This is a genomic window from Streptomyces rishiriensis (assembly GCF_003112535.1).
GTDB classification, from domain to species: domain Bacteria; phylum Actinomycetota; class Actinomycetes; order Streptomycetales; family Streptomycetaceae; genus Streptomyces; species Streptomyces rishiriensis.
On record NZ_BEWA01000002.1, the window covers coordinates 396,088 to 418,025 of the forward strand.

17 protein-coding genes and 1 pseudogene are annotated in these 21,938 nt (G+C 73.8%); 10 read left to right on the forward strand and 8 right to left on the reverse strand.

Features of this window, described 5'->3' with window-relative positions; genetic code table 11:
• Positions 1-40: 40 nt before the first annotated feature.
• From eccCa to Sri02f_RS03485, 3 genes are all read left to right on the forward strand, one after another.
• Positions 41-4,042 (forward strand): type VII secretion protein EccCa, encoded by a 4,002-nt coding sequence (eccCa, locus tag Sri02f_RS03475; RefSeq protein WP_108999561.1) that lies wholly within the window; start codon positions 41-43, stop codon positions 4,040-4,042.
• Positions 4,039-5,448 carry a DUF6177 family protein gene (locus tag Sri02f_RS03480; RefSeq protein WP_108999562.1) on the forward strand — a complete coding sequence of 470 codons (1,410 nt, stop codon included), beginning with the start codon at positions 4,039-4,041 and terminating at the stop codon, positions 5,446-5,448. Before eccCa ends, Sri02f_RS03480 begins: the two co-directional genes overlap by 4 nt.
• Positions 5,449-5,652: 204 nt before the next feature.
• Positions 5,653-6,864 carry an esterase/lipase family protein gene (locus tag Sri02f_RS03485; protein WP_108999563.1) on the forward strand — a complete coding sequence of 404 codons (1,212 nt, stop codon included), beginning with the start codon at positions 5,653-5,655 and terminating at the stop codon, positions 6,862-6,864.
• A 92-nt stretch (positions 6,865-6,956) separates the two neighbouring features.
• Here the strand turns inward: Sri02f_RS03485 and Sri02f_RS03490 are convergent, their stop codons facing one another.
• Positions 6,957-7,238 carry a GntR family transcriptional regulator gene (locus Sri02f_RS03490; protein WP_108999564.1) on the reverse strand — a complete coding sequence of 94 codons (282 nt, stop codon included), beginning with the start codon at positions 7,236-7,238 and terminating at the stop codon, positions 6,957-6,959.
• 159 nt (positions 7,239-7,397) lie between these two features.
• Between Sri02f_RS03490 and Sri02f_RS03495 the strand changes: the two genes are divergently transcribed.
• From Sri02f_RS03495 to Sri02f_RS03505, 3 genes and pseudogenes are all read left to right on the forward strand, one after another.
• Positions 7,398-7,628 (forward strand): hypothetical protein, encoded by a 231-nt coding sequence (locus Sri02f_RS03495; RefSeq protein ID WP_245970391.1) that lies wholly within the window; start codon positions 7,398-7,400, stop codon positions 7,626-7,628.
• Positions 7,625-7,885 carry a hypothetical protein gene (locus Sri02f_RS03500; protein ID WP_108999565.1) on the forward strand — a complete coding sequence of 87 codons (261 nt, stop codon included), beginning with the start codon at positions 7,625-7,627 and terminating at the stop codon, positions 7,883-7,885. The genes Sri02f_RS03495 and Sri02f_RS03500 overlap by 4 nt, the downstream gene beginning before the upstream one ends.
• 21 nt (positions 7,886-7,906) lie before the next feature.
• A pseudogene (locus Sri02f_RS03505) lies at positions 7,907-8,011 on the forward strand (type II toxin-antitoxin system YoeB family toxin); the annotation flags it as partial.
• Between the two features lie 153 nt (positions 8,012-8,164).
• On the opposite strand, the gene Sri02f_RS03510 reads toward Sri02f_RS03505, so the two are convergent.
• Genes Sri02f_RS03510 through Sri02f_RS03520 form a run of 3 tightly spaced genes read right to left on the reverse strand, consistent with a single transcriptional unit; the run spans position 8,165 to position 11,306 of the window.
• Positions 8,165-8,965: a sugar phosphate isomerase/epimerase family protein gene (locus Sri02f_RS03510; protein WP_108999796.1), complete on the reverse strand. Its 801-nt coding sequence runs from the start codon at positions 8,963-8,965 to the stop codon at positions 8,165-8,167.
• 32 nt (positions 8,966-8,997) lie between these two features.
• Positions 8,998-10,152 carry a dihydrodipicolinate synthase family protein gene (locus tag Sri02f_RS03515; RefSeq protein WP_108999566.1) on the reverse strand — a complete coding sequence of 385 codons (1,155 nt, stop codon included), beginning with the start codon at positions 10,150-10,152 and terminating at the stop codon, positions 8,998-9,000.
• Positions 10,149-11,306, reverse strand: coding sequence for a Gfo/Idh/MocA family protein (locus Sri02f_RS03520; RefSeq protein WP_108999567.1), 1,158 nt, complete (start codon positions 11,304-11,306; stop codon positions 10,149-10,151). Before Sri02f_RS03520 ends, Sri02f_RS03515 begins: the two co-directional genes overlap by 4 nt.
• Positions 11,307-11,605: 299 nt before the next feature.
• Here Sri02f_RS03520 and Sri02f_RS03525 point away from each other — a divergent pair, with 299 nt between their 5' ends.
• Together Sri02f_RS03525 and Sri02f_RS03530 are read left to right on the forward strand one after the other, a co-directional pair.
• Positions 11,606-12,652, forward strand: coding sequence for a LacI family DNA-binding transcriptional regulator (locus Sri02f_RS03525; RefSeq protein WP_108999568.1), 1,047 nt, complete (start codon positions 11,606-11,608; stop codon positions 12,650-12,652).
• Positions 12,653-13,476: 824 nt separating this feature from the next.
• Positions 13,477-14,277 (forward strand): sugar phosphate isomerase/epimerase family protein, encoded by an 801-nt coding sequence (locus Sri02f_RS03530; RefSeq protein ID WP_108999569.1) that lies wholly within the window; start codon positions 13,477-13,479, stop codon positions 14,275-14,277.
• A gap of 150 nt (positions 14,278-14,427) precedes the next feature.
• Here the strand turns inward: Sri02f_RS03530 and Sri02f_RS03535 are convergent, their stop codons facing one another.
• From Sri02f_RS03535 to Sri02f_RS03545, 3 genes are read right to left on the reverse strand one after another with little or no spacing between them, the layout of a single operon-like run.
• A complete protein-coding gene (locus Sri02f_RS03535) occupies positions 14,428-15,060 on the reverse strand; it encodes a GNAT family N-acetyltransferase (protein WP_108999570.1) in 633 nt (210 codons plus the stop codon).
• Between the two features lie 28 nt (positions 15,061-15,088).
• On the reverse strand, positions 15,089-16,315 hold the full coding sequence (gene aroA / locus Sri02f_RS03540) for a 3-phosphoshikimate 1-carboxyvinyltransferase (RefSeq protein ID WP_108999571.1): 1,227 nt from the start codon (positions 16,313-16,315) through the stop codon (positions 15,089-15,091).
• A 5-nt stretch (positions 16,316-16,320) separates the two neighbouring features.
• Positions 16,321-17,397 carry an EamA family transporter gene (locus Sri02f_RS03545; protein ID WP_108999572.1) on the reverse strand — a complete coding sequence of 359 codons (1,077 nt, stop codon included), beginning with the start codon at positions 17,395-17,397 and terminating at the stop codon, positions 16,321-16,323.
• A gap of 100 nt (positions 17,398-17,497) precedes the next feature.
• On the opposite strand from Sri02f_RS03545, the gene Sri02f_RS03550 reads away from it, so the two are divergent.
• Positions 17,498-18,412 (forward strand): LysR family transcriptional regulator, encoded by a 915-nt coding sequence (locus Sri02f_RS03550; protein ID WP_108999573.1) that lies wholly within the window; start codon positions 17,498-17,500, stop codon positions 18,410-18,412.
• Between the two features lie 217 nt (positions 18,413-18,629).
• On the forward strand, positions 18,630-20,414 hold the full coding sequence (locus tag Sri02f_RS03555; protein ID WP_108999574.1) for a glycoside hydrolase family 3 protein: 1,785 nt from the start codon (positions 18,630-18,632) through the stop codon (positions 20,412-20,414).
• Positions 20,415-20,508: 94 nt separating this feature from the next.
• On the opposite strand, the gene Sri02f_RS03560 is transcribed toward Sri02f_RS03555, so the two are convergent.
• Positions 20,509-21,921 (reverse strand): S28 family serine protease, encoded by a 1,413-nt coding sequence (locus Sri02f_RS03560; RefSeq protein ID WP_108999575.1) that lies wholly within the window; start codon positions 21,919-21,921, stop codon positions 20,509-20,511.
• Positions 21,922-21,938 lie beyond the last annotated feature (17 nt).

Sequence of the window (21,938 nt, forward strand, 5' to 3'; positions counted from 1 at the left end):
GCCCCTCGTCCGTCACGACCCGCTCCGGAGAACTCCGCCCGTGACCCTGCGCATCGTCCACCGGCCCGCCCGGAGCACCCGTCCGCTCGAATCCGTCCGGCCGCGCACGGTCGAGGCGCCGCCCAACCTGCCCGAGGGGAAGATCGGCAATGCGGCGACCGCGCTGCTGCCGATGGCCGGCGTCATGGGTTCCGTGATCATGATGACCGTGATCCGCAACAGCCGGTTCGCGGCGCTGGGCGCGGTCGTCCTGGTCTTCGCACTGCTCGGGGCGGTGGCCCTGTTCCTGTCCCAGCGCGGCAAGGCGCAGCGCACCCGGCGCAGCCAGCGCGAGCGCTACCTGGAGTACCTGGAGGAGTTGCGGGAGGAGATGGGGGCCGCCGAGCGCCGGCTGCGGGATGCGGAGCGGGAGCTGAACCCGTCGCCGGACGCCCTGTACGACCTGGTGCGGGATCCGGCCCGGCTGTGGGAGCGGCGCCGCAAGGACGCCGACTTCCTGCGGGTGCGGGTCGGCCTCGGTGACGTGCCGGTCCAGGAGCCGGTCGTGCAGCAGAGCGGCGCCGGCGGGGTGATGACGCCGCCGGACCCGTTCATGCTCAACGAGGCGCGCGCCCTGCAACGCAGGTTCGCGACGGCCGCCGACGTGCCGTTGCCGGTGCCGCTGGACCGCGCCGGGAACGTCAGCGTCGTCGGCGACCGGGAGGGCGTCCTGCGGGTGGCCCGAGCGCTGCTCGTGCAGACGGCCGTGACGCACGCGCCGGACGACGTGGCGCTCGCGCTGGCCGTCCCCCACGAGCGGTCGGCCGAGTGGGAGTGGGCCAAGTGGCTGCCCCATGTGCTGGATCCGCAGGCGCACGACGGTCCGGTGGCCGCACGCCGTATCGCGCCCGATCCGGGGCAGCTGGCCGAACGGCTCCGCCACGAACTGGGCCGGCGGTCCGCCTACGCGGCGGAGGTGCGGCGCGGTCTGGCCGACCGGGACGCGCTGCGGCTGGCCGACCGGCTGCTGGTGGTCGTGGACGGCTACGGCGAGCCCGCCGGCGACCTTCCGCGCCCGGACTCGGCGGTCGGGCTGTCCGACATGGGCGTCACGGTGGTGCACCTCCTCCAGGAGCAGATCCACGAACCGGACGAGGTCGGCATCCGTGTCTCGGTCCACGGCGACCGGGTGGTCGTCGACGATCTGCGCGGCTTCACCGCCGAGGGCGCCGTCGACCCGGTCACCGTCGCGGGCGCCGAGGGCATCGCCCGGCTGCTGGCCCCGCTGCGGCTGTCACCGGAGTCCGCAGCCGAGGGCGCTCCCGTCACCGGACCGGTCGACTTCCCCGCGCTCCTCGGCATCGCCGACCCCGCCGAACCGGATATCCCCACGCTGTGGAAGCCGCGCGGCGAACGCGATTTCCTGCGCGTCCCGATCGGACTGACGGAGCGTCATGAGCCCGTTCTGCTCGACCTGAAGGAGGCCTCCCAGCTCGGCATGGGACCGCACGGACTGTGCGTGGGCGCGACCGGTTCCGGCAAGAGCGAGCTGCTGCGTACCCTCGTCCTCGCCCTGGCCGCCACGCACTCCCCGGAGGACCTCGCCCTCGTCCTGGTCGACTACAAGGGCGGCGCCACCTTCGCCCCCTTCGCCGAACTGCCCCATGTCGCAGGGATGATCACCAACCTGGAGAACCAGGCCGGGCTCGTCGAACGGGTCCACACCAGCCTCGCCGGCGAGGTCAGGCGCCGCCAGCAGGTCCTCAAGGACGCCGGGAACGTCGCCGACATCGGCCACTACGCCGTGCTGCGCGCAACCCGCAGGCCGGACCTCGAAGCGCTCCCGCACCTGTTCGTCGTCATCGACGAGTTCGGTGAACTCCTCACCGCCAAACCGGACTTCATCGACCTGTTCCTGTCCATCGGCCGTATCGGCCGCTCCATCGGCGTGCATCTGCTGCTGTCCAGTCAGCGCATCGAGGGCGGCAAGCTCAAGGGCCTGGACACCTATCTGTCGTACCGGCTGGGCCTGCGGACCTTCTCCGCCGACGAGTCCCGCACGGTCCTCGACACCACCGACGCCTTCCATCTGCCGCCCCTGCCGGGATTCGGCTATCTGAAGGTCGACACGTCCACCTACGAACGGTTCAAGGCCGGATACGTCTCCGGGGCGCACCGCGGGTCCGTGGTGCACGACCGGCACGACGACGCACCGCTGGTTCTGCCCTACCCGACGTACGACAGCGCGCAGCGGGCCGAGGAGCGGCAGGAGGAGTCGGCCGCCACCCGGCGGGAGACCGGCCCGACCGTGTTGTCCCTGATGGTCGGCCGACTCGCCGGGGCCGCGCCCGCCGTGCGCCGCATCTGGCTGCCGCCGCTGCCGGACGCCGTCACCCTGGACGCGGCCGCCGGCCCGGTCCGGGTCTCCGAACGCGGACTGCACCTGGCGCGCGCCACGGGCGGCATGCGGGCGCCGCTGGGCGTGCTCGACGACCCGGCCCGGCAGTGGCAGGGCCAGTGGGTGCTGGATCTGACCACGGCCGGCGGGCACGTGGCCGTGATCGGCGGACCGCAGTCCGGGAAGACCACGCTGCTGCGGACCCTCGTGCTGTCCCTGGCGGCCACCCACACCCCCCGCGACGTCGCCGTGTACGGCCTGGACCTGGTCGGCGGCGGCCTCGCGGCGCTGGCCGCCCTGCCGCACGTCGGCGGCATCGCCGGGCGGGCCGACCGCGAGCGCGCGGCCCGCACGGTCGCCGAGGTGCGGACCATGCTCGCCGAGCGCGAGACGGTGTTCCGCGAGCACGGCATCGACTCCGTCGACCAGCTCCGCCGGCTCCGCGCCGAGGGCCGGCTGCCGCAGCTCGGCTCCACCGACGTGGTACTCGTCGTCGACGGCTTCGGTGCGCTGCGCGACGAATTCGCCGACCTCGACGAGCCCGTCGCCGACCTGCTGAAGCGCGGCGGCGGCTACGGGATCCACGTGGTGGCGGGCATGCTGCGCTGGAACGACGTCCGCATCGCCACCCAGTCGATGTTCGGCACACGCGTCGAGCTGCGGCTGAACGACCCGGCCGACTCCTCCGTCGACCGCAAGCTCTCCGAGACCCTCTCGCCGGACGTGCCCGGCCGGGTGCTCACCGACGGCAGACTGTTCGCGCAGGTCGCCCTGCCACGCCTCGACGGCTCGCCCGCGACCGGCGATCTGGGCCCGGCCCTGGACGAGGCGGCGCGGACCGTCCACGCCACCTGGCACGGCGCACCCGCCGCCCCGGTGCGGGTGCTGCCCGCCCGGCTGCCGGCGACCCGGCTTCCCTCGCCGGCCGCCGAACCGCGGCGGACACCCCTCGGTCTCGACCAGGACGCCCTGGCCCCCGTGCTGCTCGACCTCTTCGGCGGCGACCAGCATCTGCTGGTCCTCGGCGACAACGAATGCGGCAAGACGAATCTTCTGAAGCTGATCGTCGCCGGTCTCGTCGAGCGGTACTCCGACGAGGAGCTGGTCTTCGGCGTCTTCGACCCCCGCCGTGGGCTGCGCGGCGTCGTCCCCGAGCCGTACCGGGGCGGCTACGCCCACAACGCCGCGCTCGCCGGCGCCCTCTCCACCGGCATCGCCGCCGAACTCGAGAAGCGGCTCCCGGAGACCGCCGACCCCGACGCGCCCGAGACCGGCGAACCCTCCTTCCGGGGCCCGCGGATCGTCATCCTCGTCGACGACTACGACATCCTCACCACCGCCGGACAGCAGCCCCTCGCGCCCTTCGTGCCCTACGTCTCCAGCGCCCAGGACATCGGCCTGCACTTCGTCCTCGCGCGCCGCGCCGCCGGAGCCTCCCGCGCGCTGTACGAACCGCTCCTGACCACCCTGCGCGAGACGGGCGCCACCGCCCTGGTCATGACCGGCGACCGCACCGAGGGACAGCTCTTCCCCGGTCTGTACGCCTCCCAGCAGCCGCCCGGCCGCGGCACCCTGGTCCGCCGCGGCCGGCGCCACCAGCTCGTCCAGACGGCGCTGGCCGAAGAGGCAGGGGCAGCCGGGGCAGCCGGGAAGGGAGAGTCGTGACCAAGGACGTCATCGCCCTGACCCCCGAAATGCCGGACACCTGGGCCCTGCTGGCCGGCCTGTACGCGGGCGGCCCCCGGACGCACGTGAGCGCCGGGTCCGAGGGCGCCGTGCTGCGGCTGTGCGCCCCGGACGGCAGGCCGCTGGTGTCGGTGGAGGCCCCGCTGCTCGTCCAGGTCCCCGGGGAGGCCGAACGGCTGCTCGGGCGGGACATGCCCGTGCCGTTCTGGTGGACCGAGGCGCGGGCCTCCGGCGCCGTGCCCGAGGCCGAGCGGCTCGCGGGATCGGTGTGCGGGCGGCTCGCCCTGCTGCTGGGCGGCGGCACCTGGCCCGAGACGGCCGCGAGCACCGACGTCGTGGACGTGAGCGCGGCGGTCGCGCCGGACGACGGGCAGCCGGTCGTCGACGTCCTCACCGAGAGCACGGCCGTGGTCCTGACCGACCGGCCCGTCCTCGCCCTGACCACCTGGCTCTCCGAGGTGCTGCGCGACACCGCGGAGTCGGGCCGCGCCCTGCAGATCGTCACCCCGCCGCACGTGCGGCTGAGCGCCCCGGGCCGCGCCACGCTCCTGCAGCCGCCCAACCGCTGGGTCGTCCAGGACCCGGACCAGGGGTACTACGACGGGCTGTCCGGGGCGGTGCTGCGCTGGCAGGGCGGGACGTTCGCCCCGGCGCTCGGAGCCGACGGATCGGCCTCGGTCGCCGAGGCGTTCGGCCGGACGTCGCCGAGCGCGGAACGGCAGCTGCTCGTGGCGTTCCGCACGACGCTCCCCGCGCAGGAGGACGTCGTCCTGGGCGACGGCGTGGAGACCGCCTGGCGCGCCCTCACCGGCTCACCGCCGGCCGGCTGGGGCACGGCGGAACCCGTCAACCTGCCGTGGTCCGCGCACAGGTTGACCGGCCTGGCACGCGACCGGGCCCCCGATCCCACCCACCTGATCGTGGCCGGGCACCCGGATCGGCCCGCGCTGGGGTGGATCCGCGTCACCCGGACGACCGCGGGCGTCGAGCAGGACGTCACGCTGACCCTCGGATACGGGGACGGCGAGGCGCCACCGCTGGACGCGATCACACCCCTCGCCGAGACCCTCGTCGAGGAGCACGGCCTGACGACGATGCTGGTCTCGGTCCGCCGGGCGCCCCGCGACCTCACCACGGCGCCCGTGCTGCAGGGGCCGCCCCTGCCGGTGGCCTTCACCCTGGGCGCGCGGGACGTCCGGAGCATCGGCCTCACCCATGCCCGCCGCCCGCCCGTAGCGGCGCGCCCCGTCGCGCTGGGCCCGGCCGCCGCCCCGGCCCTGCACTACCCGCTGGGCGACGGGGCGGACCCCGGCGCCCTCACCGAACTCCAGCACCTGGCCGCGCATCTGCGGGCCGGAATGCCGGGCGCGGCGCAGGAGGCCTGAGGGCCGCTTCCGCTCCCGCTCCCGCCGGGTCACCGACGAACAGCAGAGCGAACAAAACAGGCCGTCGGCACATGCCAGGCGCATCAAACACCTCCTCGGCGCATTGCATCACTTGTAATGAACCTCGCAGGTCAAACGGGTGACACGGGCAAATCGCCCCCCATGATGTGGTCGTTCCCCACCCCTCCCACAAGGAGTACGACCATGTCGGAGACAGCCGAGCCCAACGTCGGCACGTTCACCCTCGGCGCCGCGATCACCGTCGAACCCCCCACACCGGTCGAGGTCCCGGACCACGAGGACTGGACCCTGCCGAACGGCTTCGCCTGGATCTTCCGGGGCGAGGGCAACACCACCCCCGGCAATCTCGTCCGCCCCGTGATCATGGCCGACGGTTTCAACCTCGGCCGCAGCGAGCTCGACAAGCTGTACCAGGGGCTGGAGAGCGGCTTCCCGTTCATCAGCGAGCTGCGCAGTCGCGGCAGGGACGTGATCCTGCTCGGGTTCGAGGAGCGCTCCGCGTCGATCCTGGACAACGCGGAAGCCGCCGTCGCCGCCGTCATGCGGGCCAACGCCGAGAAGCAGGGCGACGCCCCGTTGGTCGTCGGCGGGTTCAGCATGGGCGGCATCGTCACCCGGTACGCGCTGGCCAAGCTGGAGACGCAGCGGATGCACCACCAGACCGCGCTGTACTTCTCGTACGACAGCCCGCACCGCGGCGCCTCCATCCCCATCGGCGTGCAGGCGTTCTCGTACTTCATCCCGTTCGCGAACGACTTCGCGAAGCAGATGGACAGCCCGGCGGCCCGTCAGATGCTCTGGCGGCACTACGACAAGGACACCGGGAAGACCGGGGTCGCCAAGGAGCGCACCGAGTTCCTGGCCGCGCTCGACCGGATGGGCGGCTGGCCGCGGATCCCGCGTCTGCTCGGCATCGCGAACGGCCGCGGCGACGGGATCGGCCTGCCGGATGTCACGCCCGGCGAGATGGCGCTGCGGATCGACGGGATCTACCCGGGCACCACCTTCTACACCCAGGCCCAGGGCGACGACGTGACGGTCGCCTACCTGAACCGGCGCTTCCCCAAGGCCGACGAGACCATCACCACCGACGGCTTCCCGGAGCTGGACGGCGCGCCCGGCGGCACCCTGCACACCTACAAGATCCTCGCCGACGCGATGCGGAAGCTCGGCGGCACGGTGGATCTGCGGCACGAGGAGGTGTGCTTCGTGCCGTCGGTGAGCGCGGTCGCCATCCGCGACATCGAGGCACAGGCCGACCTGTACGCGAAGGTCGACGAACTGGACCCGGAGGACAGCGAGTTGGACGACTACCTGCTTTCGTCGACGACCACGCCGCACACCGGGATCACCGAGGAACTGTGCACCTGGCTGCTGGACCGCCTGCCGCACTGACCCGCCGCGTCACGCCCTGGCATCACCGGGGCCGCCCGCCGCTCGCACCTGGCGGAGGGCGGCCCCTTCGCCGCTCCCGGGGGCCGGCAGCACTAGGCAGACGGCGCGGGCGCCTCGGGTGCGGGCGGCAGGGGGTCGGAGACGAACCATCCGCGCTGCGGAACGGCGTACGCCCAGCCTTCGTCCGCCAGCAGGCCGAGCCCTCGCCGCACGGTCGTCCGCGCGATCCCGTACTTCTGCACAAGTTGAGCCTCGCTCGGCAGCATCCGCCCCGGCTGCCAGTCGCCGCGTCGAATCTGCGCCCGCAGAATCTCGGCCAGCTGCCGGTACGGGGTCAGCGGCGCTCCGTGATCGATCTCAGCGTCGGGATTCATGGAGACGACGCTAGGCAACGGCAGTGTTCCCCACACTTTGAGATACGTCTCGCTACGAAGCGATAAAAGGCGATACCATGAGCGGTGTCCAACGAAAGCGCCCCGGCGGGAAGGTGAAAGCTTCCGTGCCGGGGCTCAGCCGACCCTAGGAGTCGACCTATGCGCAGCCTACTGGCCGCGATCCTGAGCCTTTTCCTGCCGCCCCGCGGAGCGCACCGCGCACTCGGGCCTTCGCTCTTCCCGGCCGTCCCCCCGCACCGACCCGCCCCCACAACCGCGACCCGGCCGATCCCCGCGGACGTGATCTTCGCCGACGGGCTGCCTCTGGTGCGGCCGTACCTCGTGGCCCTGGGCCATCAACTCCACGTCCCGGCGGAGGTCGCCGCGTGAGCGCCAGGCGCTTTCGCGGCGTCGGCGTCGACCCCGCCACCGGCAAGGAGGCGTTCGTGGTCGCGCGCCCCGGCGGGGTCCTGGAGGAACTGGCCGACGCGCACGCCCTGAAAGCAGCCGCCGTCCTGGCGACGGTCGTCGGGGCCGTGCTGGACGGCGGCAGGTCGTCTGACGCCGAACTCGCCGCCTTCGTACCGTCGCTGCACGCGGCGCTCGAGGAATGCGTCGGCATCATGGCGGCGGACAGGGAGCGCTGAGATGAGGGGCCTGCGGGCGCCCGCACGGCCGCTTCTGGTACCGAAAACGGGAAGCCGGAGCCCCTGAGGGGCGAACTGTCCGGGTTCTGGTCCCGCCGGATCGACGACGAGCACCGTCTGGTGTAAGCGGTGGAGGACAAGGCCGTCGTGGTCATCAAGGCCCGGCACCACTACGGCTGACCGCTCGCCGCAGCGACACGAGCGGTCTTCGGGTCTTCGTCACCGTCCCGGACCCGGTGGCCGTACGGTCCGGGACGGTGACCCGTCCGGTGACGGAGGCTACCGGTTCGCGTGCGCCAGGAACCGCTGCGCCGTCTCCGCCAGGACCTCGCGGCCGTCGCGCGCCCACAGGCCGTCGTTGAACAGCTCGACCTCGATCGCGCCCGTGTACCCGGCCGCCTCCACGTGGCCCCGCCACTCGCGCATGTCGATCGCGCCGTCGCCGATCTGGCCGCGGCCGTTGAGCACGCCCTCGGGCAACGGCGTGGTCCAGTCGGCGAGTTGGAAGCTGTGGATGCGGCCGCCCGCACCCGCCCGGGCGATCTGGGCGGGGGCCCGGTCGTCCCACCAGACGTGGTACGTGTCCACCGTGACGCCGACCTGGTGGGCCGGGAAACGCTCGGCCAGGTCGAGGGCCTGGGCGAGCGTCGAGACCACGCAGCGGTCGGCCGCGTACATGGGATGCAGGGGCTCGATGGCCAGTTTCACCCCGTGCCGCTCGGCGTACGGGCCCAGTTCGGCGAGGGCGTCCGCGATGCGTTCGCGTGCGCCGTGCAGGTCCCTGGAGCCGGCGGGCAGACCGCCGGAGACCAGGACCAGCACCTCGGTGCCGAGGGCGGCCGCCTCGTCGACCGCGCGGCGGTTGTCGGCCAGGGCCGCCGCCCGCTCGGCGGGGTCGATCGCGGTGAGGAAGCCGCCCCGGCACAGGGTCGTCACCGTCAGGCCCGCGTCGCGGACCAGCTTCGCCGTCGCCTCCACGCCGTACGTCCGCACCGGCTCGCGCCACAGGCCGACGTTGACGACGCCCAGGTCCCGGCAGGCGTCGGCCAGTTCGGGCAGGGACAGCTGCTTCACCGTCATCTGGTTGACGGAGAAGCGGGCGAGGGAGCCGGTCACTGGGTCACTCCGTACAGGGCGAGCAGGCTCTTCATCCGCTCCTCGGCGAGCTTGGGGTCGGGGAACAGGCCCAGGCCGTCGGCCAGTTCGTAGGCGCGGGCGAAGTGCGGGAGGGAGCGGGCCGACTGCAGACCGCCGACCATCGTGAAGTGCGACTGGTGGCCGGCCAGCCAGGCCAGGAAGACCACGCCCGTCTTGTAGAAGCGGGTGGGGGTCTGGAAGAGGTGGCGGGAGAGCTCGACCGTGGGGTCCAGCAGCTCCCGGAAGCCGGTCACGTTCCCCGTGTCGAGGACGCGGACCGCCTCCGCCGCCAGCGGTCCCAGCGGGTCGAAGATGCCGAGCAGGGCGTGACTGAAGCCCTGCTCGTCGCCCGCGATCAGCTCGGGGTAGTTGAAGTCGTCGCCGGTGTAGCAGCGCACGCCCTGCGGCAGCCTGCGCCGGACGTCGATCTCGCGCCGGGCGTCCAGCAGCGAGACCTTGATGCCCTCCACCTTGTCGGGGTGGGCGGCGACGACGTCGAGGAAGGTGCCGGTGGCCGTGTCCAGGTCGGCGGAGCCCCAGTAGCCCTCCAGCGCCGGGTCGAACATCGGGCCCAGCCAGTGCAGGATCACCGGCTCGGCGGACTGGCGCAGCAGATGGCCGTAGACGTCGAGGTAGTCCTCGGGGCCCGAGGCCGCGGCCGCCAGGGCGCGGGAGGCCATGAGGATGGCCTGGGCGCCCGATTCCTCCACGAGGGCGAGCTGCTCCTCGTAGGCCGCGCGGACCTCGGCGAGCGTGCCGCCGGCGGTGAGCTGGTCGGTGCCGACGCCGCAGGCGATGCGGCCGCCGACCGCCTTGGCCTCGGCGGCGGAGCGGCGGATCAGCTCGGCCGCGCCCGCCCAGTCCAGGCCCATGCCGCGCTGGGCGGTGTCCATCGCCTCGGCGACGCCGAGCCCGTGGGACCACAGGTGGCGGCGGAAGGCGAGGGTGGCGTCCCAGTCGACGGCGGCGGGCGAGTCGGGCGATCCGTCCGCGAAGGGGTCGGCGACGACGTGGGCGGCCGAGTAGACCGTCCGGGAGGCGAGGGGCGCGCCGGTGACCGGGACGAAGGGCTCGCTGCGGGGCTCGTAGGTCCGCAGGCCGCCGCCGGCGGCGGGCAGTCGCAGGGTCACAGCGTGACCTCCGGGACGTCGAGACGGCGGCCCTCGGCGGAGGACCTCAGGCCCAGTTCGGCGAGCTGGACGCCGCGGGCGCCTGCCAGCAGGTCCCAGTGGTAGGGGGCGTCGGCGTAGACATGCCGGAGGAAGAGCTCCCACTGGGCCTTGAAGCCGTTGTCGAAGTCGCCGTTGTCGGGGACCTCCTGCCACTGGTCGCGGAAGACCTCGGTGGCGGGGATGTCCGGGTTCCAGACCGGCTTGGGGGTCGCGGAGCGGTGCTGGACACGGCAGTTGCGCAGCCCTGCGACGGCCGAGCCCTCGGTGCCGTCGACCTGGAACTCGACGAGTTCGTCGCGGTGGACGCGCACGGCCCAGGAGGAGTTGATCTGGGCGATCGCGCCGCCCTCCAGCTCGAAGACGCCGTAGGCGGCGTCGTCGGCGGTGGCGTCGTAGGGCTTGTCCTGCTCGTCCCAGCGCTGGGGGATGTGGGTGGCGGTGAGGGCCTGGACGGACTTCACCCGGCCGAACAGCTCGTGCAGGACGTACTCCCAGTGCGGGAACATGTCGACGACGATGCCGCCGCCGTCCTCCGCGCGGTAGTTCCAGGACGGGCGCTGGGCGGCCTGCCAGTCGCCCTCGAAGACCCAGTAGCCGAACTCGCCGCGGACGGACAGGATCCGGCCGAAGAAGCCGCCGTCGATGAGGCGCTTGAGCTTGAGCAGGCCCGGCAGGAACAGCTTGTCCTGGACGACGCCGTGCTTGACCCCGGCGGCGGTGGCCAGGCGGGCCAGTTCCAGGGCTCCGTCGAGGCCGGTCGCGGTGGGCTTCTCCGTGTAGACGTGCTTGCCGGCGGCGACCGCCTTCCTGATCGCCTCCTCGCGGGCGGAGGTGACCTGGGCGTCGAAGTAGATCTCGACGGTCGGGTCGGCGAGGACCGCGTCGAGGTCGGTGGAGACGTTCCGCGGGTCCAGGCCGTGCTGCTCGGCGAGCGCCTTCAGGGCGTGCTCGCGGCGGCCGACGAGGACCGGTTCCGGCCACAGCACGGTGCCGTCGCCGAGGTCGAGTCCGCCCTGTTCGCGCAGCGCCAGGATGGAGCGGACGAGGTGCTGGCGGTAGCCCATGCGCCCGGTCACCCCGTTCATGGCGATCCGCACCGTCTTGCGTGTCACGTCGATCCCTTCGTAGGCGTCGTGCGCAGCGTGGCCGCGCGTTTCGTACGCGTTGTGCGCGCCGCGTACGCCTCTTCCTGATCAGCGTGACAGCAAGCGCTTTCTATACAGGAAGAAGCTAGCCTCTGACCCGTGGTCCGGACAAGACCGTGTCCATCCCGAGTTGTTCGAGGGGGCGAACAACGGGGCTCCTGGGCCGTAAGGTCGGCTCGACACGCCCGGAACCGCGCCTGCCCAGGCTGCTGTCCACCAGGGCGTACGACGACGTACGACGAGATGTGTGACCGGAGGACGACGAGATGACGGTGACCCTGGCGGACGTGGCGGCCCGCGCGCAGGTCTCGCCCGCGACGGTGTCGCGCGTGCTGAACGGGAACTACCCCGTGGCCGCTACCACCAGGGAGCGGGTGCTGCGGGCGGTCGACGAGCTGGACTACGTGCTGAACGGGCCGGCGAGCGCGCTGGCCGCCGCCACGTCCGACCTGGTCGGCATTCTGGTGAACGACATCGCCGACCCCTTCTTCGGGATCATGGCGAGCGCGATCCAGTCGGAGATCGGGGGGCCGGGCGGCCGGGCCGGCGGCGAGCGGCTCGCCGTGGTCTGCAACACCGGGGGCTCTCCGGAGCGCGAGCTGACCTATCTGACGCTGCTGCAGCGGCAGCGGGCGGCGGCCGTGGTGCTCACCGGCGGGGCCGTGGAGGACGAGCCGCACGCCTCGGCGGTGGCGGCGAAGCTGCGCAGGCTCGGCGAGGCGGGCACGCGCGTGGTGCTGTGCGGCCGGCCGCCGGCGCCCGAGACCTCGGCCATAGCCCTGACCTTCGACAACCGCGGGGGCGGCCGGGAGCTGACCGAGCACCTCATCGGGCTCGGACACCGCCGGCTCGGCTACATCGCGGGGCCCGAGGAGCGCACGACCACCCGGCACCGGCTGGAGGGCCACCGGGCGGCGCTGGCCGCGGCCGGCATCGAGGAGGACCCGCACTGGACCGTGCACGGCCGTTACGACCGGCGGGCCGGCTACGAGGCGACCCTGGAACTGCTGCGCCGGGACCCCTCCCTGACGGCGGTCGTCGCCGCCAACGACTCCGTCGCGCTCGGGGCCTGCGCGGCGCTGCGGGAGTCGGGGCTGCGGATCCCTGAGGACGTGTCGGTGGCGGGGTTCGACGACCTTCCGTTCAGCATCGACGTGGTGCCCTCGCTCACCACGGTACGGCTGCCGCTGGCGGAGGCCGGGGCGCGGGCGGGACGCATCGCCATGGGCCGCGAGGAGCCGCCGCCCGGCGGGATCGCCACGATCCGCGGGGAGTTGATGGTGCGCGGGTCGTCGGGGACGCCGCGGACCTGACGCCGGCGCGCCGGACCACCCCCGGCCCGGACCTCACCGCGGCACCCGGCGGACCGGGTCCGGGCACCCGGCCTGGGCGGGGGCGGGGCCTGGGCCGGGCACCCGGCCTGGGCGGGGGCCTGGTCGGGACCGGAGCCTGGGCCGGGACCGAGGCCGGGGGCCGAAGCAGGGACCGGGGCCGGCGGGCACTGCGCCTCACCGTCGCCGGGGGATCGGGGCCGAGGCCGGCACCGCGGCCGGGGGCCGAAGCCGCGGCCGGGGCCGGCAGGCGCGCGCCTCACCGTCGCCGGGGAACCGGGGCCGGAGCCGAGGCCCGGCCCTCAGGCACTGTGCCTCACCCCCGCCGAGGGACCGGGGCCGGGGCCGGGCCGGCGGGCACTGCGCCTCACCGTCGCCGGGGGATCGGGGCCGAGGCCGGCACGGCGGCCGGGGGCCGAAGCCGCGGCCGGGGCCGGCAGGCGCGCGCCTCACCGTCGCCGGGGAACCGGGGCCGGAGCCGAGGCCCGGCCCTCAGGCACTGTGCCTCACCCCCGCCGAGGGACCGGGGCCGGGGCCGGGCCGGCGGGCACTGCGCCTCGACGTCGCCGGGACCGGTCGGCCGGGCCGTTCTCCACGAGAGCGACGAACACGTTGCGCGGCTCCACGCCCGCGCGGGCGCGCCGCCGAGCGGAAGCGGGCGTTGGGCCGGCGCATCGACCCCCACGTGCCCCACGACTCCCACGCCCCCCACAACCCTCACGGGGACTGTACGTACCAGTAGGTACGGAGGGTGGGCGTCCGCCTGCACTGGACCCGCGTGCCGCGTCCGGGTGAGAGTGGGGAGCATGAAGTTCGCCTTTTCCACTCTCGGTGTCCCCGGTCTGCCCGTTTCCGATGTGCTGCGGCTCGCGGTCGCGCACGGCTATCACGGCGTGGAGGTGCGCGCCCATCCCGAGGAGCCGGTCCACCCCGGACTGAGTCCGGACGAACGGACCGCTGTCGCCGCCGAGTTCAAGGCGGCGGGCGTCGAGATCCTCGGGATCGCGGGGTACGCGCGGGTCGCCGCACCCGGCGACGACGAGCCCGTGCTCGACGAGATCCGCGGCCTCGTCGGCCTCGCCCGCGATCTCGGCGCGCCGTTCGTCCGCGTCTTCCCGGGCGGCTCCGAGGAACAGCCCGACGCGGACACCGACGCCGTGGCCGCCCGACGGCTCGGGACCGCCGCCGAGCACGCCGCCGACCTCGGCGTGCGCATCCTGGTGGAGACCCACGACTCGCACCGCACCGGCGCGGACGTCATCCGGATCATCGGTCCCGTCGGACACCGTCAGGTCGGCGCGCTGTGGGACGTCATGCACACCTGGCTGGGCGGCGAGCAGCCGCAGGACACGTACGCCGCGCTGTCGCCGTTCCTCGGCTACGTGCAGGTCAAGGACATCGTCTCGGCCGAGGACACCACCCCGCTGGCGCTGGGCGACGGGGTGCTGCCGCTCGCGGAGTCCGTCGAGGTCCTGACCCGGAACGGCTGGGACGGCTGGCTGTGCTGGGAGTACGAGAAGCGCTGGTACGAGGCCGCGGAGCCCCTGGAGGGCCTCCTCGACGCGGGTCGCGCCCACCTGGGCCGCCTGCTCAACGACTCGGCGTGAGTCCGGGACGACCGCGCCGCTGAGGCGTGTCCCGAGCGGGCCGGTCCCGGCGCGTGCCGCGTCCGGCCGCACGGGGCGGCGGCCCGCGCCGGGCGGTCGTCGTCCGGCGGTCGTGTCGCGGGGCGCCGTCCGGCGCTGCGGGGGCGGTCGTCAGTCCGTGCGGGGGAGGTGGCGGGCCACCCGGTCCGTCAGCCGCCGCTCGCACTCGGGCCATTCCTCCGCCGTGACGGAGAAGATCGCGGAGTCGCGCAGCCGGTCCTCCTCGCCCGGCGCCCAGGAGCGGGACCAGTTGCGCAGGACGCCCTCGAAGCGGGCGCCGACGCTTTCGATCGCCGCGCGAGAGCGGCTGTTGCGGGCGTCCGTCTTCAGGTCCACCCGGGAGACGCCCCACTGAGTGAAGGCATGCCGGAAGAGGAGGAGCTTGGCCTCGGCGTTGACGCCCGTGCCCTGTGCGGAGCCGGCCAGCCAGGTGAAGCCGACCTCGACGGCGTCGAGGCGGTCGTCGGAACGCCAGGACCGCGGCTCCCAGTAGGAGGTCGCGCCGACCGCCCGGCCGGTGGCGAGGGAGATCTGCGCGTAGGGCACGAGCCGGCCCGTCGCCGCGCGGGCGAGCTGCGCGTCGAGGTAGTCGTCGATCTCGTGGGCCCTGGGCACCCAGGTGAAGGCGTACGTCCCCCTGTCCTCCTCGGCCGCCACCGCCAGCTCGGCCGCGTGCCGGCGCTCCAGCGGCTCCAGGCGCACCAGCGCGCCCTCCAGAACCGGCCCGCTCCATGCGAAGCTCACTTCGACGTCGTCCTTTCGCGTTCCCTGCTCAGACGTGCAGCTCCGCGAACGCCTCGTGGAAGCCGGGGAAAGTCTTGCGGACGCAGCCGGGGTCGTCGAACGAGATTCCGGGGACGCGCAGGCCGGTCACCGCGAAGGACATGACGATGCGGTGGTCGCCGAAGGTCTTGACGTCGGCGCCGACGGGGGCGGCGCCGGGCACGATCTCGATCCAGTCCGGGCCGGTGTCCACCCGCACCCCCATCCGCCGCAGGTTCTCCGCGCAGGCCTCCAGCCGGTCGCACTCCTTCACCCGGGTGTTCGCCACGTCCTCGATGCGCACGGGTCCGGAGGCGAAGGGGGCGATCGCGGCGAGCGTCGGCATGGTGTCCGAGATGTCCCGCATGTTGACCGTGAGGCCGCGGAGTTCGCCGGTGCCGGCCACCGTCGTGCGGTCGGCTCCCACGTCCACCCGGGCGCCCATCCGGCGCAGAACGTCCACGAAGCCCAGGTCGCCCTGGAGCGCGCCCGCGCCGAGGCCCGGCACGGTCACCTCGCCGCCGGTGACCGCGGCCGCCGCGAAGAAGTAGCTCGCCGTCGACGCGTCGGGCTCGATGGCGTACGTGGTCGCCCGGTAGCCGCCCGGCGCGACGACGTAGGTGTTCCCCTCGCGGTCCGCCTGCGCCCCGAAGGCCCGCATCATGGCGAGCGTGATGTCCACGTAGGGCGCGGAGACCAGGTCCGTGACGGTGATCCGCAGGCCGGTGCGGGTGAGCGGGCCGAGCAGCAGGAGGGCGGTCAGGTACTGGGAGGACTGGCCGGCGTCCAGCACCACCTCTCCGCCTTCGACGCCGGCCGCGCGCACGGTGAGCGGGTGGTGGCCCTCGGCCTCCTCGTGCCGCAGGTCCACGCCCAGGTCGCGCAGGGCGCGGGTGAGCGGGAGGAGGGGGCGGCGGCGCATCTGGGGCGAGGCGTCGAAGCGGTAGACGCCGTGGCCGGCGGCGGCGAGGGCGGGCAGGAAGCGTGCCGTGGTCGCGCCGTCCCGGCAGTACACGTCGGCCTCGGCGAGCGCCGGTCCCTGCGGGCGGCCGTCGATCTGCCAGGCGTCCGGTGTGCGTCCGACGCGGTAGCCGAGCCGGGTCAGGCCCTCGGCGAACCCCTCGGTGTCGTCCGAACGGAGGGGGCGCTGGAGGGTGGTGACTCCGTCGGCGGCCGCGGCCAGGAACAGGGCGCGGGCGGTGAGGGACTTGGATCCGGGGATCTCGACGAGGGCCATGCCCCTCATGATCCCGCGCCGCTCCGCCCCGCCGCCGGTACGTCCACGGGATGGACGAGTGCCGGGACCGTGCCGTCCGGATGAACGGCCGGGGGAACCGTCGCGGCGACGGCAGGAGGACCGGCCGGGGAGACCGTCGCAGAAACTGCAGGCCCGGACACGGCCGGGGAGACCGTCGGGGGGACGGCCGCGTCCGCGGCGGGCGGCGCGGGTCGCCGGCCGGCCTTCCCCGCGGGCGCCAGGGAGGACAGCGCCACCCCGCCCACCAGCAGGGCGGCGGCGCACCAGCGCGGCCCGCTCACCGACTCGCCGAGGAAGACGGCGGCCGACGTCATGCCGAAGACGGGGACCAGGAGGGAGAAGGGGGCGACGGTGGAGGCCGGGTGGCGGTGCAGCAGCCAGCCCCACGCGCCGAACCCGAAGACGGTCGTCACCCAGGCGACGTAGACGAGCGTGCCGGCGCCCTGCCAGTCCAGGTCGCGCAGCGCGGCCAGGTCCCGTGCCGGGCCCTCGGTCAGGAGGGACAGGCCGAGCAGCGGCAGGACCGGGACCGTGCTCACCCACACCATGAAGTTCAGCGCGTCCGGCGGGGACGCCTTGCGGGTGAGCACGTTCGACGCGCCCCAGCAGACTGCCGCCGCGATGACCAGGGCGAACGCGCCGAGCGGGCCCGAGGAGCCCTCGTCCGCGGCCGCCACGCCGATGCCGGCCAGGGCCACGGCCATGCCGAGCAGGCGGATCCGGGTCGGGCGTTCGCCGAGCACGGCGAAGGCGATGGCGGCGGTGAACACCGACTGGATCTGCAGGACCAGCGAGGACAGGCCGGCCGGCATGCCCGCGTCCATGCCGACGAACAGCAGCCCGAACTTCGCCACGCCCAGCACGAGTCCCACCGCCAGGATCCACTTCCAGGCCACCTTCGGGCGGCCCACCAGGAACACCGCGGGCAGGGCCGCCGCCAGGAAGCGCAGGGCGGAGAAGAGAAGCGGCGGGAAGTGGCCGAGGCCGATCTCGATGACGGTGAAGTTGACGCCCCAGACGGCGGCGACGAGGACGGCGAGGGCGAGGTGAGCGGGTCGCATGCGTCGAGGATCGCCCGCCCGGACCATGAAGCACCAGCGATGATTGCTGCATGGTTGGATGAAGCAACGCTGATCTGTCGTCGAGTTCCAGGAGGCTGCCGTGCTCGATCTCCAGCGCCTGCGCGCCCTGCACGCCGTCTCGGTGCACGGGACGGTCGGCGCCGCGGCCGCCGCCCTCGGCTACACCCCGTCGGCGGTCTCCCAGCAGCTCGCCAAGCTGGAGCGGGAGACCAGGACCGTGCTGCTGGAGCGAGAGGGGCGCGGCGTCCGGCTCACCGACGAGGCGCTTCAACTCGTCGCCGCGGCACAGGAGTTGCTGGCGATCGTGGAGCGCACCGAGACCGAGCTGGAGGAGCGGCGCGGGGTGCCGGCCGGGCGGCTGACCATCGCCGCGTTCGCCTCGGCGGCGCGCGGGCTGCTGCCCGGCGCCCTCGCCGACCTGGCCCGCAGGCATCCCGCCCTGGACGCCCGGCTCACCGAGGTCGACCCGCACCTGTCGGTGGACCTGGTCGCCAAGGGGGCCGTGGACCTCGCCGTCGCGCACGACTGGGACATCGCGCCGCTGCCCGCCCCGGCCGGCGTCGAGCAGGCGGTGATCGGGGACGACGCGTGCGACCTGCTGGTCCCCGAGGGGCATCCCTTCGCCGGGCGGGCGGGGGTGCGGCGCGAGGAATTGGGCGGCGAGCGATGGATCTGCCAGCCGCCGGGCCGGGTCTGTCACGACTGGCTGGTGCGCACGCTGCGCGCGGCGGGGCACGAGCCCGACCTCGTCCACACGGCCGAGGAGAACCCGACCCTGGTCGCCCTGGTCGCGGCCGGGCTGGGGGTGGCCCTCATCCCGCGGCTCGGGCGGGGCCCGCTGCCGCCGGGCGCGGTGGAGGTGCCGCTCGACCCGACGCCGGTGCGGCGGCTGTACGCGCTGTGGCGGACGGGGGCGGCCCGGCGGCCGGCGATCGCGGAGACGGTGCGGGTGCTGCGCGAACAGTGGCCGCACGTGGCGGCCCGCCGGCCCTGAACGCCGGGGGCGGCACAGAGGCTTCCGTTCCGTCACGTCCGCACCGGTTTCCGGTGATCCGTGCGTGGGCGGGAACCCCGCTCGCGTCCCGCCCGCCCCTCCGCGGACTGTCGGACGACTCTCCACGGTGCGGTGTCGGCGCGGCCCCGCCAATGCGCCGATGGCGGCGCCCCCGCAGGTAGCGTGCGCCACCGGCCCCCCACCGCAAGGAGCGCACATGCCCTCCAGACGCACCCTTCTCGCCGCCACCGCCGGCGTCACCGCCGTCCTCGCCGCGGGCGGCACGGCCCGCGCGGACGACCGCCGGCCCGAAGCCCTCCTGGCCCGGATGACCCTGAGGGAGAAGGTCGGCCAGGTCTTCGTCTCGCGGGTGCACGGCCACTCGGCGACCGCGCCCGACCCGGCCGACGCCGACGCCAACCTCGCCGACTTCGGTGTGCGCACGGCCGCCGAGCTGCTCGCGCGGTACCGGCTCGGCGGGATCATCTACTTCACGTGGGCGCACAACACCCGTGACCCGCGCCAGATCGCGGAGCTCTCCGACGGCCTGCAGCGGGCGTCCCTCGGGCAGCCGCGCGGTCTGCCGGTGCTGATCTCCACCGACCAGGAGCACGGCGTCGTGTGCCGGGTGGGCAGACCGGCCGCGCTCTTCCCGGGCGCGATGGCGGTCGGCGCGGGAGGCGACCGGGCCGACGCCCGCACCCTCGGGCTGCTCTCGGGGCGCGAACTGCGGGCCATGGGCATCCGGCAGGACTACTCCCCCGTCGCCGACGTCAACGTCGACCCGGCCAACCCGGTGATCGGCGTCCGCTCCTTCGGCGCCGACCCGGAGGCGGTGGCCGGCCTGGTCGCGGCGGAGATCGAGGGCTACCGGGCCGCCGGGGTCGCGGCGACCGGCAAGCACTTCCCCGGGCACGGCGACACCGCCGTCGACAGCCACACCGGCTTCCCCGTCATCACCCACACGCGCGAGGAGTGGGAGACGCTGGACGCGCCGCCCTTCCGGGCCGCCATCGCGGCCGGCGTCGACTCCCTGATGACCGCGCACATCGTCGTTCCCTCCCTCGACGCCTCCGGCGACCCCGCCACCCTCTCCCGGCCGGTCGTCACCGGCCTCCTGCGCGAGCGGCTCGGCTTCGACGGGGTCGTGGTCACCGACGCGCTCGACATGGCGGGCGTGCGCACGAAGTACGGCGACGACCGGGTGCCGGTGCTCGCGCTGCGGGCGGGCGTCGACCAGCTCCTCAACCCGCCGAAGCTGGACGTGGCCTGGAACGCCGTCCTGAAGGCCGTGCAGGACGGCGAGCTCACCGAGGCGCGGCTCGACGAGTCGGTGCTGCGGATCCTGCGCCTGAAGGCGCGGCTGGGCCTGTTGGACGATCCCTACGTGAGCGTGGGCGACGTCGGGCGGACGGTGGGCGCCCCGGCGCATCTGGCGGCGGCCGACCGGCTCGCCGAGCGCACGACGACGCTGCTGGTCAACGAGGGGCCGGTGCTCCCGCTCTCCGCTCGGACGCACCCCCGGATCCTGGTGCTTGGCGCGGATCCGGCCTCCCCGTCCGGCACGACGGGCCCGCCCACCGAGGTCCTCGCCGCCGCCCTCTCCGCGCTCGGCTTCACGGCGACGGCCCTGTCGACGGGCACGGACCCCTCGCCCGAGGCGATCACCCGGGCGGCGGCCGCCGCGGCGGGGGCCGACGCCGTGGTGGTCGCGACCTACGACGTCACGGCGGACAGTACACAGCGCACCTTGCTGCGGAAACTGACCGCGACCGGACGGCCGGTGGTGGCCACGGCCGTCCGCAACCCCTACGACGTGGCCCAACTCCCCTTCGTGAAGGCCTGCTTGGCGACCTATTGCTGGACGGACGTCGAACTGCGCGCGGCCGCCCGGGTGATCGCCGGCGCGGTCTCCCCGCGCGGCAGACTCCCGGTGCCCGTACAGCGGGCGGACGACCCCGCGCAGGTGCTGTACCCGATCGGCCACGGCCTGACGTACTGAGTCGCGCGTCCGGGGCGACGGGAAGGGCCGTGGACGCCGGGCGCCGAGCCCGGGCGTCCACGGCCCTGTCCGTCGAGTGTGCGTCGGCGTCGCGCTACGGGCGCAGCGCCGGCTCCCGCTCCACGTCGCGGACGTCCAGCTTCGCGTCGAACCTCGCGAGCGGCCTGGCCTGGGACAACGTCGGCGCCGGGACGCCCGCCCAGTCCAGAATGCGGGCCGTGGCCAGCGCCTTCTGGTCCGCGACCAGACCGGCCACGTTCGCGCCGTGGTTCAGGCCGGGAGCGGTGAAGACGTAGCTGTCCTTCGCACCCTTGCCCAGCCGGAAGCGCTCGGCGCCCCACGGGTCGTTCTGGCCGTAGACGAAGAGCATGTGCCGGGCGTTGTGCCGCACCCACGAGTCGACGTCGCGCATCGCCCCCGGCTGGAACGTCATCGGGATGTCGCGGGGGACGAAGTTGCGCGGCGGCTGGTAGCCGTAGCGGACGTACTTCTTCTCGATGTACGGGAAGTGGATGGTGGGCGCGCCGAGTTGGGTGCCCGCCTGGTAGTAGTACGGGGTGTACGTCGCCAGGCCCTGGTCGGCGTAGGCGGAGAAGCCGGAGATGGTGTCGACCGAGTTCCAGATCTCGTCGTCCGTGGCCGTGGCCGCGTCCGCCGGGACCGACGCGCAGTCGGACAGCAGGCTGTACTGCCAGAAGCCCCAGACGTAGTCCAGGACGACCGCCTCGTAGGCGCGGTCCAGGCTGCCGACGGTGGTGAAGGTGTAGCCGTTCTCCGCCGCGTACGCCGCGTACTTCTTCTCCAGCGGCTCCCGGCGCACCAGCGCCTCGCGCTGGACGGCGTTCAGCCGGTCGCGGCACTCCTTGGTGCCGACGGAGGCGAAGAAGCGGTCGTAGGCCGAGTCCTCGTCGTTGACGACGTCGTTCGGGGCCACGTAGGCCACCACGCCGTCCATGTCCCTGGGGTAGAAGCGCTCGTAGTAGGTGGCCGTCATGCCGCCCTTGGAGCCGCCGGTGGAGATCCACTTCTTGCCGTAGATCTTCTTCAGCGCCGTGAAGATGCGGTGCTGGTCGCTGGCCGCCTGCCAGATGTCCAGCTTGGACCAGTCGGCCGGGGACGGACGGGACGGGGTGAAGAAGCGGTACTCCATGGAGACCTGGTTGCCGTCCACGATCTGGGTGGGCTCACGGCGGCCCGGCGTGGTGGAGACGTTGTAGCCGCCGGTGTAGAAGACCGTCGGGCGGCTCACGTCCCGGTGCAGCACCGTGATCCGCTGCTGGAACGTGCCCTTTCCGGGGTGCCTGTGGTCCACCGGCTGGGTGTACTCCAGGACGAAGTAGCGGTAGCCGGGGTACGGCTTCTCCTCGACCAGGCTCATGCCCGGTACGGCGAGGAGCCGGTCCTTGATGTCGACGGCCTGCGGTTCCGCGGCGGTGGCCGCTCCCGCCGTGCTCAGCGTGCCTATGAGCACCATGAGCGCGAGCAGCCATCTGAGCGCCTTGCGCATGCGCGTGCACCCTCCCT

Coding starts and splice junctions, on each gene's coding strand:
- Sri02f_RS03545 (WP_108999572.1), bottom strand. CDS start 17,397: ATGCGACCCGCTCACCTCGCCCTCGCCGTCCTCGTCGCCGCCGTCTGG.
- Sri02f_RS03485 (WP_108999563.1), top strand. CDS start 5,653: ATGTCGGAGACAGCCGAGCCCAACGTCGGCACGTTCACCCTCGGCGCC.
- aroA (WP_108999571.1), bottom strand. CDS start 16,315: ATGGCCCTCGTCGAGATCCCCGGATCCAAGTCCCTCACCGCCCGCGCC.
- Sri02f_RS03555 (WP_108999574.1), top strand. CDS start 18,630: ATGCCCTCCAGACGCACCCTTCTCGCCGCCACCGCCGGCGTCACCGCC.
- Sri02f_RS03495 (WP_245970391.1), top strand. CDS start 7,398: ATGCGCAGCCTACTGGCCGCGATCCTGAGCCTTTTCCTGCCGCCCCGC.
- Sri02f_RS03510 (WP_108999796.1), bottom strand. CDS start 8,965: ATGACGGTGAAGCAGCTGTCCCTGCCCGAACTGGCCGACGCCTGCCGG.
- Sri02f_RS03525 (WP_108999568.1), top strand. CDS start 11,606: ATGACGGTGACCCTGGCGGACGTGGCGGCCCGCGCGCAGGTCTCGCCC.
- Sri02f_RS03490 (WP_108999564.1), bottom strand. CDS start 7,238: ATGAATCCCGACGCTGAGATCGATCACGGAGCGCCGCTGACCCCGTAC.
- Sri02f_RS03530 (WP_108999569.1), top strand. CDS start 13,477: ATGAAGTTCGCCTTTTCCACTCTCGGTGTCCCCGGTCTGCCCGTTTCC.
- Sri02f_RS03560 (WP_108999575.1), bottom strand. CDS start 21,921: ATGCGCAAGGCGCTCAGATGGCTGCTCGCGCTCATGGTGCTCATAGGC.